Source organism: Kordia sp. (assembly GCF_965283645.1).
Taxonomy (GTDB): Bacteria; Bacteroidota; Bacteroidia; order Flavobacteriales; family Flavobacteriaceae; genus Kordia.
In genome coordinates this window covers 4,681,996-4,695,924 of record NZ_CBDIPG010000001.1, presented here as the reverse complement: position 1 = coordinate 4,695,924, position 13,929 = coordinate 4,681,996, and the positions used below count along the sequence as shown (strand labels likewise).

At 38.8% G+C, this 13,929-nt stretch carries 2 protein-coding genes; both read right to left on the bottom strand.

Annotated features, from left to right (window positions below):
• Positions 1–123: 123 nt before the first annotated feature.
• On the bottom strand, positions 124–7,056 hold the full coding sequence (locus ACQ654_RS20620) for a choice-of-anchor L domain-containing protein (protein ID WP_430412233.1): 6,933 nt from the start codon (positions 7,054–7,056) through the stop codon (positions 124–126).
• A gap of 205 nt (positions 7,057–7,261) precedes the next feature.
• On the bottom strand, positions 7,262–13,873 hold the full coding sequence (locus ACQ654_RS20615) for a choice-of-anchor L domain-containing protein (protein ID WP_430412232.1): 6,612 nt from the start codon (positions 13,871–13,873) through the stop codon (positions 7,262–7,264).
• Positions 13,874–13,929: the final 56 nt, after the last annotated feature.

The window sequence follows — 13,929 nt, the reverse complement described above, 5'->3', positions numbered from 1 at the left end:
TTTCTTTGTTTTTTAATTTTGATGTCAATTACCTCATGTCAAGCGTGTGAGTCATGTGTAAAGAATTCATATAAAATATAGCGATACTTCTCTGAGAATTTTAAATCTCGATTCTTGAGTACATTATCTCTTCAATGTAAAATGATTGATAAACTCCTTTGGTGTTCCATCAAATGGATCTACATATTCCACTCTAAACCAATAATCTGCTGACGGCATTGGAGTTCCGTTGTAGGTTCCATCCCAACCAGCTCCTGCTGGACTTATTTGTTTTAAAAGCTTTCCATATCTGTCAAAGATGTAAATCTTCGCCGATGGCTGGTTCTGTAATCCGATGATATTCCATGTCGGATTGTAAGCATCTCCATTTGGAGTAAAGAACTCCATAAAGTCGATCAGTCCAAAAGTTCTTACCAGTTCTCCACATCCGTTGGAGTCTCTAACCGTGATGGTGTGTTGTCCTGGTTGTAAATCTGTAAAAATTCCATCGGTTTGCCACTGTCCATCATCTAATTGATACTCATAACTGCCTGAACCACCTGATGCGGTTGCTGTGACAGTATGCGTATCTGAGAATGCTGGTGTGTTTACTGCAATATCCAAGGTTGTTGGCGCTGAAGAAGGTGTATAGGTTACACTATCATCAAAAGTACAATTGGTTGGATGATTCATATCGGTTACCGTTACACTATAGGTTCCTGCTTCGGTTACTTGTACCGTTGGCGTAGTTTCTGTTCCACTTGGTGTTGTCCATTGGTAGGTATAACCTGCTCCAAAATCGACTCCAATAGTTCTGATATCCAAGGCTTGTCCTGTAGCATCTACACACAGAATATCAGCTGCAGGTAAGGTAAATACAGGCAATGGATTTACTTGTAAGTTTACTAAGATTGGATCTGATAAACATCCCGTGATGGTTTGTCTAACACGTGCATAGAGCGTTTGTGGATTGGACATGTTTACATATGTACTTGCGTTTGCAATACTATTGCTGTCCATATCCGCATCGGTAGCACTTTCATAATACACCACTTCCATATCAGCTTGTCCATTAATAATGGTTGCATCCAAACTTGTCAGATCAAAGGTTGCTGTATCTTGATCTGTTTGATCATCTGCACATAACTCATAGGTATTTGGAGCAGTTGCCGTTGGAATTGGCTCTACACTGAGTTCTAGACTCGCAATGTTGTTGGAGTTGATACACTCAGTTGCAGTATTCTCCACACGGATAAATACCGTTTGTGGATCGGTGGCATTCTCAAATCCATTGACAAGTGCCGCTGTTCCTGCCAGCGCATCTGCCGCCGTTGGATGATAAGTTACTGTAAAGGCTGCAAGATCTTGTGGCGCTTCTAATAGATTCAGTGAAGCTGTTACCACATCCCACTCAAACTGTCCTGTGTTATCATTGTCATATTCACAAAATACATATTCAAAAGTTGTACTAGTTAGTACTGGTAATGGATGTACAATCACAGGAAGTGCTACTACCTTGTAACAAGGTAGCATATTGCTATCAATCTGCAAATCACTCTCCACACGTACATAAATAATTACCTCTCCATCAGTATTGGCAGTTGCCATATCAATACTATGCATGGTCGGATCAACAATGGCGTTTGTATCATCCATAGCATCTGTTTCGCTTGTGTGATAACTAACTGTTACATTGTTTTCATTATTTACAATCTCTGCTTCTGACAAAGTAAGATCGAATACTAAAATACCATCTGCATCATCGTCACATTGAGTCAGTGGCTCAGGCATGGTATTAGGTGTTGGAATTGGAAGCACACGAAGTGTCATGGTGATATCAGTGGTACATCCTGCGCTATTGGTGGCTCTGATGTAGAGTGTTTGCGGGTTCTCCACATTTTGATACGCCGTTGGATCTACAATTGGTGTATCACTAGCTAGATCAGTCGCATTGGCATAATACGCAAGTGTTAAACTGGTATCGCCACCTGTGATTTCTAAATATTTCTCTGTCAGATCAAATGTTGTAAGCTCGTCACTATCATCTCCACTTTCTGCATCATCACACAGCGCAAATGGTATGGGTTGTACCAGTACTGGTGGTCCTACCACAATGATATCAAAACGACCAATGGCAAAACATTCCGTAGTATTGTCTTCCAATCGTACCCAAATGGTTTGTTGATTGGCTACAATGTTGGTATAATCCGTTAGATTCACAATTGGATTGAGAGCATCTGCTGCATCTTGCTGACTCTCATGATAACTCAGCGTGAAATCACTTGGTGTTTGAGTTCCATAGATTTCTGTTTGGGTCTGGGTCAGATCAAACATATCAAAACCATCCAAACTATCAGCATCATCACACGCTTCTATATCTGTAATCACGAGTGGCAATACTGGAATTGGTGTCACCGTAAGTTGTAACGGCGTCACGGTAAAACAACCTGTAATAGTATTGGTAGCAAGTACATAAATTTCTTGGCTATCCATCATGATATTGGTGTATGGACTTGCCAGTGGAAATAGATTCTGCTGTGCATCAGCCAGTGTTTCATGGAAACTATACACCACATCGGGTTCATTGTTGATGATATCGTTTACTAAATCATCCAAATCAAAGAGTTGGAATCCATCATTGTCCTCATCACAGATATCTGCCACTAACATTCCGTTAGGATTTAGTGTTGGACTTGGCAGTGGATTGACGCTGATGTCAAAAGTGATGGTGTTTTCACAACCTGTGGTATCATTGGTGGCTTTTACAAAGATGGTTTGCACTCCAAGCTCTGTATTGCTATACATACTTGGATTGGCAATTGGCGTATCACTAGCCAGATCAGCCGCATTGGCGTAATAGTCAAGACTAATTCCAGGTGCGCTGTTGAGTAAATCTTCTGAGAGTGATGTTAGATCAAATACTTCAACACCATCATTCAGCGAAACGGCATCACAGAGTTCTAAGCCTGGTAATTGTACCAATGTTGGTAATTCATTGACAATTAACGTTAAGTTGGTTACCGTAAAACAGCCAGTGGCTAAATCCTCCACACGTACCCAAATGATTTGTGGACTTGGTGGAATGTTGCTATAGGCGTTTGTGTTGTTGATCTCGCCTGCGTTAGTTCCTGCAATAGCATTTGCTTGTGTGTTGTAATAACGAACATTGTGAGTTAACGGATCTTCTCCGTTTAGAATGTCTGGTTCACTTTGCGTTAGATCAAACTGAGCAATACCATCGGTATCAGCATCACACTCGGCAAGAAACGTGGCATCCATAGCGGCAATCTCTGGTGAATCGTGAACAATCAGATCAAGTAGTACAACATTGAAACATCCCGTAAGGACATTTTCAACACGTACATATATTGTTTGGTTATAGGCGTTGATGTTGGTGTAACTATCTGCTAACATATTAACATTGTTATCCGCATCTTCTGGTGTTTCGTGGTAGGTGACTGTTACCTGTCCTGGAATTACGCCACCTGTAATTTCACTCTCTGTGCTACGAATGTCGAAGATTCCGAATCCATCGTTGTCCGTGTCGCAGTATTCTAAATCGGTCGGGATATTCGCCACAGGCGATTCACTGACTACAATTTCAAAACTAGTGGTGCTAAAACAGCCTGTTGTTCCATCTTCGACACGTACAAAAATCATTTGTGGATTGCTGGTATTTGTATAGGGAGAAGCGAGTGGATTCATGTTGGTATCCGCATCCGCTTGTGTTAGATAGTATTGCACCGAAACACCTGTTTGAGTTCCGATGATTTCATCATTTTTAACAGTTAAATCAATAGCAAAGAAACCATTAAATGGAGTATCATCACATATTTCGAGTGCGGAAGGTGTAAAAATATTTGGATTTTCATTGATGATTAAATCAAAACTCATCGTAGTATTGACACAACCTGTTACGGTGTTTACCGCACGTACAAAAATGGTTCTTGGAAAAGAGGTGTATGGACTTGCTATTGGATCGGTATCGGACTGTGCATCCGCAAGCGATTCATGATATGAAACATCAATATTGGCTTGTCCGTCGATTACTTCTGAATCTTTTGTAGTGAGATTAAATATTGATTGACTAATTGTGTCGCTACAAACCACATAATCCGTAATGTTGTTTTGCGTTGGCAATGGGTTTACTGTCAAAGTAATATGTTCTCCAAAACCTAAACAAGCATTGATGTCGTCACTATCAACACGGACAACAATAGTTTGCACATTAGGAGACGCATCATTTCGGTGATTGCTGATATCAGTAATAGCATTTGTTTCCGCTAAAGCATCGGCTATATTTTCATAATAGGTTATGGTTAGATTTTGTCCTGCAGGGAATAAAGCGGTAATTTGGGCTTCAGCATCACTGAAATCAAAAGCGGTAATTCCGTTGGTATTGTCATTATCGATTGAATCATCATCACAGACTTCATAAGTGAGTTGGAATGTGCTTGGAATTTGAGTTGTAGCTACTTCGAGCATTACTTCTCCTGTTCTGAAACAACCGCTTACCGTTTCTATGCGTGCATAAACGATTCCACCATCGTCACTATTGTATACGGTAGGATTAGAAATTGCATTTGTAGCACTTTGTGCATCTGCCGCGTTGTTGTAATATGTAAGTGTTTCATTAGTGATATTAGCTAATAATAATACATTAGCTTCTGTTAGATTGAAATTAGTAAACCCATCCGTATCATCATCACATTGAAATAGTTCTACCGGTTGAATAATTACAGGAATTGGATTGACCACCACATCAAAAGTAGTTGTGGCATAACAAGCAGGATTGTCATTATTTTCAATACGAACTATCACTTGATTTCCACCAGCAGTTGTGTTGATGTATGAACTAGAAAGCAAGTTAATATTAGCATTGGCATCATTTTGATTGGCATGATAGCTCACGGTAAACTGAGTGGCATCTTGCATGTCGAGCACCTGTGTATCAATAGTAGACAAATCAAACGTGGAGAATCCATTGGTATCATCACCATCAATATCATCATCACAGCGTTCATAATTTACAACAGCATTCGCAACAGGTTGATCGAAGACATCAAAGTCAAAAGATGTACTAGCAAAACAATCGGTGTTGTCATTGTTTTCTATACGAATAAAGATCGTTTCCAGCGTATACGCCGTTTGATTTGTGTACATTCCTGCAATAGGATTGGTATTCATATCCGCATCCATCTGTGTAGGATGGAAGGTAGTTGTAAACTGCAATGGATCTTGTGTTCCGAGAGCAATCGCAATGAAATCATCTAAATTTAAGGTAGAAAATCCATCATTGTCATCATCACAAATGAGTTGATCATCGATGACGTTGGCGATTGGTAATGGGTGAACTATTGTTAAGAATGTAGTTGTATCATAACAGCTAGGATTTCCTATACTTTCTATACGAACTACTATTTGATTTCCACCTGGTGTAGTATTTACATATGAAAATGGTATAGAAGCAGTAGCATTATCTGCATCATTTTGATTTTCGTGATATGTAATATTGTATAATGTAGCATCTTGCGTGCCTAATACCTCCGTGTTTAGCGCGCTTAAATCGAAAGTAGTCATCCCATTTTGAGAATCTCCATCCGTATTATCATCACACAATTCATAGTTAGCAACTACATTTGCTATAGGTTGATCAGCGACATCTATGGAGAAACTAGTAGTTACATAGCAACTATTAATTGTTCCATTTTCTAAACGAGCATAGATCGTTTCTTCAGTATACGCAACTTGATTTGTATATGGACTTGTTAGCGCATTAATACCTGCATCTGCATCTGCTTGTGAAGAGTAATAGCTTACGATAAAAGGACTAAGAGGACTCGTTACTCCAGAAATGATTCCATATAACGGTGTAAAATCAAAATCCCAAAAACCATCATTATTATCATCACATTGTATTATATCATCGGGAATTGCAGCTATGACAGGATTTTCAACAAATTCAACAATTACTTCATCATTAAAATCACAACCACCAGGAATAACTACTTCAACCGCATACAAACCAGGTTCAGTTACTGATAGGGTAGCATTTGTTTCAGAAGCAAGTTCAATACCGTCTTTGAACCATTTGTATATTGCACCACCTGTAGAAACCTCAGGATCTAATAAAATTGTATCGCCAACACATCCTGCTGTTTGTAAAGCTAATGTTCTATCAACACCTAAATCGCCTCCAATATTAAAGCTACTACCTTCAATGAATATTGCTGAGTCAAAACTCTCATCAGCGTTTTCTGCTATTACTAATTTAATTGAATAAGTTGCTCCTGGAATTACATCTGATTCTGCGGTAAGAATAACGGTTTGTCCATTAAAATCTGTATCACCAGAACCACTTAATGTAGTGTCATAAAATTCGGGTAAGGCTATAGATCCAAGTTGCCCCGGATCGCAAGTCGTTAATGTATGAATATTTGTAACACTTACGGGAATATTTGTACCAGGAATCACAGCCAGATTTTTACCGCCTAAAGTAGCAAGGATGTCTGGTGTTGTTGGATCAGCATCATGATTGTAGCTTTGGGTTGATGAAATGCCAGGACCACTTAGAATAAATGCGAAGGCATCAGCGTACTGACAGGGGAAATCATTCGTATATTCTTCTGAAGCCATAATATATCGAAAGCTCAACCTATCGGTTAGAGGAGTAAATTGAAATTCTATTACAGTAGCATTAAATGTAGCAGTAGGATCTATTTGTAGTAACGCCGCGATATCAGTATCTCCTGTCCAACCTATATTTCCGCGGCTTAATATTTCATCATTTGGACCTGGAATATCATTTATATTACTTGTTGTTAGTACAATTCCTTCTTCAAAAGGAAAATCTGATCCTGCTCCATTAAAATAACCAAAACTTTGAAACCCATTTCCTGCAATTTCACTATTATAAGGACTCGTTACGTTACTTGCACTTGCGCATGGGCTATTTATTAAAATATCATTTACTAACTGATCTAAAGTGTTTGTTGTGGCATCTACTGTTATCTGTGCAAAAGTAATATGTAACGTGAATAAGGATAAAATACTTAGTAATACAGTTAGTTTTCTCATATTGTGGTGAGTTTGGTATTTGTATATAGGGAAGGCACTATTGGTTGGGGTTTCATATACATAACAATTTAAACCTCTAAAACCCTACTTTTTAGGAGAAAGATCATCTAAATTAAATTGATAATACTCTGCAATTATATGTAAATAAGAAAACCGAAGCGATTTTCTGCTTCGGTTTTTCTTTGTTTTTTTATTTCTGTGTACATTATCTCTTCAATGTAAAATGATTGATAAACTCTTTTGGTGTTCCATCTAATGGATCTAGATATTCTACTCTAAACCAATAATCTGCTGATGGCATTGGAGTTCCGTTGTAGGTTCCATCCCAACCAGCTCCTGCTGGACTTATTTGTTTTAGAAGCTTTCCATATCTGTCAAAGATGTAAATCTTCGCCGATGGCTGGTTCTGTAATCCGATAATATTCCATGTCGGATTGTAAGCATCTCCATTTGGAGTAAAGAACTCCATAAAGTCGATCAGTCCAAAAGTTCTTACCAGCTCTCCACATCCGTTGGTGTCTCTAACCGTGATGGTATGTTGTCCTGGTTGTAAATCTGTAAAGATTCCATCTATTTGCCACTGTCCATCATCTAATTGATACTCATAACTTCCTGAACCACCTGATGCGGTTGCTGTGACAGTATGCGTATCTGAGAATGCTGGTGTGTTTACTGCAATATCCAAGGTTGTTGGCGCTGAAGAAGGTGTATAGGTTACACTATCATCAAAAGTACAATTGGTTGGATGATTCATATCGGTTACCGTTACACTATAAGTTCCTGCTTCGGTTACTTGTACCGTTGGCGTGGTTTCTGTTCCACTTGGTGTTGTCCACTGGTAGGTATAACCTGCTCCAAAATCGACTCCAATAGTTCTGATATCCAAGGCTTGTCCTGTAGCGTCCACACACAGAATATCAGCTGCAGGTAAGGTAAATACAGGCAATGGATTTACTTGTAAGTTCACTAAGATTGGATCTGACAAACATCCCGTGATGGTTTGTCTAACACGTGCATAGAGCGTTTGTGGATTGGACATGTTTACATATGTACTTGCGTTTGCAATACTATTGCTGTCCATATCTGCATCGGTAGCACTTTCATAATACACCACTTCCATATCGGCTTGTCCATTAATAATGGTTGCATCCAAACTTGTCAGATCAAAGGTTGCTGTGTCTTGATCTGTTTGATCATCTGCACATAACTCATAGGTATTTGGAGCAGTTGCCGTTGGAATTGGCTCTACACTGAGTTCTAGACTCGCAATGTTGTTGGAGTTGATACACTCAGTTGCAGTATTCTCCACACGGATAAATACCGTTTGTGGATCGGTGGCATTCTCAAATCCATTGACAAGTGCCGCTGTTCCTGCCAGCGCATCTGCCGCCGTTGGATGATAAGTTACTGTAAAGGCTGCAAGATCTTGTGGCGCTTCTAATAGATTCAGTGAAGCTGTTACCACATCCCACTCAAACTGTCCTGTGTTATCATTGTCATATTCACAAAATACATATTCAAAAGTTGTACTAGTTAGTACTGGTAATGGATGTACAATCACAGGAAGTGCTACTACCTTGTAACAAGGTAGCATATTGCTATCAATCTGCAAATCACTCTCCACACGTACATAAATAATTACCTCTCCATCAGTATTGGCAGTTGCCATATCAATACTATGCATGGTCGGATCAACAATGGCGTTTGTATCATCCATAGCATCTGTTTCGCTTGTGTGATAACTAACTGTTACATTGTTTTCATTATTTACAATCTCTGCTTCTGACAAAGTAAGATCGAATACTAAAATACCATCTGCATCATCGTCACATTGAGTCAGTGGCTCAGGCATGGTATTAGGTGTTGGAATTGGAAGCACACGAAGTGTCATGGTGATATCAGTGGTACATCCTGCGCTATTGGTGGCTCTGATGTAGAGTGTTTGCGGGTTCTCCACATTTTGATACGCCGTTGGATCTACAATTGGTGTATCACTAGCTAGATCAGTCGCATTGGCATAATACGCAAGTGTTAAACTGGTATCGCCACCTGTGATTTCTAAATATTTCTCTGTCAGATCAAATGTTGTAAGCTCGTCACTATCATCTCCACTTTCTGCATCATCACACAGCGCAAATGGTATGGGTTGTACCAGTACTGGTGGTCCTACCACAATGATATCAAAACGACCAATGGCAAAACATTCCGTAGTATTGTCTTCCAATCGTACCCAAATGGTTTGTTGATTGGCTACAATGTTGGTATAATCCGTTAGATTCACAATTGGATTGAGAGCATCTGCTGCATCTTGCTGACTCTCATGATAACTCAGCGTGAAATCACTTGGTGTTTGAGTTCCATAGATTTCTGTTTGGGTCTGGGTCAGATCAAACATATCAAAACCATCCAAACTATCAGCATCATCACACGCTTCTATATCTGTAATCACGAGTGGCAATACTGGAATTGGTGTCACCGTAAGTTGTAACGGCGTCACGGTAAAACAACCTGTAATAGTATTGGTAGCAAGTACATAAATTTCTTGGCTATCCATCATGATATTGGTGTATGGACTTGCCAGTGGAAATAGATTCTGCTGTGCATCAGCCAGTGTTTCATGGAAACTATACACCACATCGGGTTCATTGTTGATGATATCGTTTACTAAATCATCCAAATCAAAGAGTTGGAATCCATCATTGTCCTCATCACAGATATCTGCCACTAACATTCCGTTAGGATTTAGTGTTGGACTTGGCAGTGGATTGACGCTGATGTCAAAAGTGATGGTGTTTTCACAACCTGTGGTATCATTGGTGGCTTTTACAAAGATGGTTTGCACTCCAAGCTCTGTATTGCTATACATACTTGGATTGGCAATTGGCGTATCACTAGCCAGATCAGCCGCATTGGCGTAATAGTCAAGACTAATTCCAGGTGCGCTGTTGAGTAAATCTTCTGAGAGTGATGTTAGATCAAATACTTCAACACCATCATTCAGCGAAACGGCATCACAGAGTTCTAAGCCTGGTAATTGTACCAATGTTGGTAATTCATTGACAATTAACGTTAAGTTGGTTACCGTAAAACAGCCAGTGGCTAAATCCTCCACACGTACCCAAATGATTTGTGGACTTGGTGGAATGTTGCTATAGGCGTTTGTGTTGTTGATTTCTCCCGTTCCTGTTCCTGCAATAGCATTTGCTTGTGTGTTGTAGTAACGAACATTGTGAGTTAACGGATCTTCTCCATTTAGAATGTCTGGTTCACTTTGCGTCAGATCAAACTGAGCAATACCATCGGTATCAGCATCACACTCGGCAAGAAGCGTGGCATCCATAGCGGCAACCTCTGGTGAATCGTGAACAATCAGATCAAGTGGTACGACATTGAAACATCCCGTAAGGACATTTTCAACACGTACATATATTGTTTGGTTATAGGCGTTGATGTTGGTGTAACTATCTGCTAACATATTAACATTGTTATCCGCATCTTCTGGTGTTTCGTGGTAGGTGACAGTTACCTGTCCTGGAATTACGCCACCTGTAATTTCACTCTCCGTGCTGCGAATGTCGAAGATTCCGAATCCATCGTTGTCCGTGTCGCAGTATTCTAATGGTGTTGCTGGGAAAACAGCTGGTGTATCATTGATATTCACCGTTAGTTGCGTCACAATGTGACATCCTGTATTGATATCTTCTACACGTACAAATACAGTGTATGTTGTTGGTGTTGCTGTGTTTTCATATGGCATCACTAATGCGCCCATATCTGCATCAGCAGCTGTTTGTGTTAAGTGATAAGAAACATTTAAATCTGGGTTTGAAGCCGTAATTTCGTCATTTTTCACCGTTAAATCCGTTGGCGCAATTCCGTCTGCAGTTTCATCGTCGCAGGCATCTAAATTTGTAGGTACCACGAAAAACGGAAGTGGATCTACTTGTAATTCAAAACTCCCTACTTGAATACATCCTAAAAGATTTGTAGCGCGCACCCAAATTAATTGTTCATCAAGACCATCTACTGTTGTAATTGCCGCAGTATCTGTATCAGCATCAGCTTCATTTAGGTGATATGTTATTGTTAGACCTACTTGTCCATTTTCAACAACAGGTGTATGCATTGTTAAATCGAACATTTCCATCATATCTCCTGTGTTGTTAAAATCACAGGCAATCATTGGCGGAATGTTATCTAGGTTTGGTAATGGATTTACGATTAAATTTAATTCAACTACATCATAACATCCTGTAATATCATCCGTTACTCTTGCATAAATAGTTTCTAAAGAAGGTGTTGTCGTAGTATACGGACCTACAATTTCTGTTCCAGCCATTCCTGCTTGTGCGGCTGCATCTGTAGTATAGTAAGTTATTGTGGATGTTCCTGCTAAAGCGCCAAGTATTTCAGCATCTTTGGTAGATAAATCAAATGTTCCTAAACCGTTGGTGTCATTTCCATCAGTATCATCACACACACTATAATTTGTTGGTGCTGTTGCTGTTATACTTGGATTTACTTGCAAACCTAGTGTTGATGTATTGAAACATTCTGTCACTGTATTTTCAATACGAATATACACCGTTTGATTGTCCATTGTTTCGTTTACATACGACGTTGGAAGTGGCGTTCCACCTCCTGCTTGTGCTTCTCCTGGTGTTAAGTAGTAACTGATTACTATTGGATCTGCAGATGTTTGTCCTGCTGTAATTTCAGCATCTGCCTCAGTTAGTGTAAATTCTACAAAACCATCCGTATCATCATCACATTCTTCTAATGTTGTTGGAACAACTGGAACTGGCAATGGACTTGATAATAGCTCAAAGATGGTAGTTGCATAACAATCATTATTTACATCAGTGCTTTCGATTCTTACAAATACTTCTTCTCCTGTTGCACCAGTATACATTGTTGCTAAAGGATTCATATCAGTATCTGCATCTACTTGACTTCCGTGAAAAGTAACATTGAAATCTGCTGTATTTTGCGTCCCAAGTACTATTGGGATTTGTGTTGTTAGATCATACTCTTCTGTACCACTTCCATCTTGATCACAAGCAAACATGTCTTCAGGTTGATTTGCAATTGGCTGTGTATTTACTCGTATGTCAAATTGTGTAAAATCATTACATGTAGTGTTGTCATTATTTTCAATTCGAACAAAAATTGTTTCAGGACTTGAAACATTCGGATACGACGCTGGCAATGGATTTGCACTACCTATAGCATCAGCCATACTTGTATGATACGTTATTGTAAATTGAGAAGCATCTTGTGTTCCTAATACTTGTATATCATAACTTGCTAATGGAAAGTTTTCAACTCCATCATTGCTATCATCATCACAAACAACAACATTTGCAACTACATTTGCAACGGGTTGTTCATATACTTGTAATTCAAAACTAGTTGTATCAAAACACATTCCTGATAGATCTTCTATTCGCACAAATATAGTCTCAGGGTTTGGTCCATTTGTATATAGTGTTGGTAATGGACTTGTATCCATTTCTGCATCTTCTAATGTAGGATGATAAGTAATATTATAATCAGCAGCATTTTGCGTTAATAAGACATCATTATCTACTAATGAAAGATTAAATTCCACATTAGTAACTCCGGCAGGAGAACATTCTAACAAATCATTTGGTTCATTTGCTACTGGAACTGGAGCAAATTCAATTGTGATACTATCATTCGTACTACAGTTTGCAGAAACTGCTACAACTACAGAATACACTCCTGACGTACTTACATCTAGTGTTGGATTTGTTTCACCTGGAATTTCATCTCCATCTTTAGACCAAATATATGTAGCTCCTGCTACTGGAAATTCAGCATCTAATGTTATTGTTTCTCCTTCACACACAGGGTTTCCTGCTGTGATTAATCTATCATTTCCTAAATCAAAAGAACCAATATCAAAACTTCCTCCTTCAAGAAATACCGCAGAATCAAACAAGCTGTCTGAAAAATCAGAGATTACTAATTTAATTGTATAGGTTTCTCCAGGAATTACATCTGCTTGAGCTCTTAATGGAATTGTTTGACCATCAAATGCTGTAGAACCGTTATTACTTCCTGCTGTGTCATAGAATTCGGGAAAAGCAAATTCCCCTAAACCTGGTCCACAATTAAAAGTGTGAATATTTGTAATACTTGCTGGAATATTAGAGTTTGGAAGTAATGCAATATTTCTTCCTCCAAGATCTAAATCTAATTCAGCTGTTCCTGGATTTGCATCATGATCATATAAGTTTGAATTGGCAATTCCTGGTCCACTTAAAATAAAAGCAAACGTATCTGCAAAAGAACATGGATACGATGCATTTGTGGTATATTCTTCTGAAGCCAAAATATATCTAAAAGTAATTTGAGTAGATAATGGCACGAATTCAAATTCAATTGCCGTTGCATTTTCCACATTACCGTTTCCAGTTAATACTTGTAAATCTGGATCTCCAGTCCAACTACTTATACCAAAACTCAAGTTTCCACCACCACTATTTCCTATTTGGGTTACACTTGAACTACTTAAAATAATACCTTCTGCAAAAGGAAAATCAGCAGTTCCTGTATCAAAATATCCATAACTTTCAAAACTTAAGTTAGCTCCGTTTTGTTCGCCAGCTAAGTCGTCCATTCCACTATGGTTTGTTACTCTAATATTTTCGGGTTCGTTTCCGCAAACGTTTTGAAATAATATATCTACAACTAAAGATTCTGGCGTATAAGTATCATCAACAGTAATTGTCTGAGAGTAAACTTGTTGCCCAATTAATAGAAGGAGAATAGATAGTATTTTTGCCTTCATAACTATAATTTAGGTTGGTTCTGGTTAATTCTTTTTCATGCTTGTATTCAAATATA

Coding starts and splice junctions, on each gene's coding strand:
- ACQ654_RS20620 (WP_430412233.1), bottom strand. CDS start 7,056: ATGAGAAAACTAACTGTATTACTAAGTATTTTATCCTTATTCACGTTA.
- ACQ654_RS20615 (WP_430412232.1), bottom strand. CDS start 13,873: ATGAAGGCAAAAATACTATCTATTCTCCTTCTATTAATTGGGCAACAA.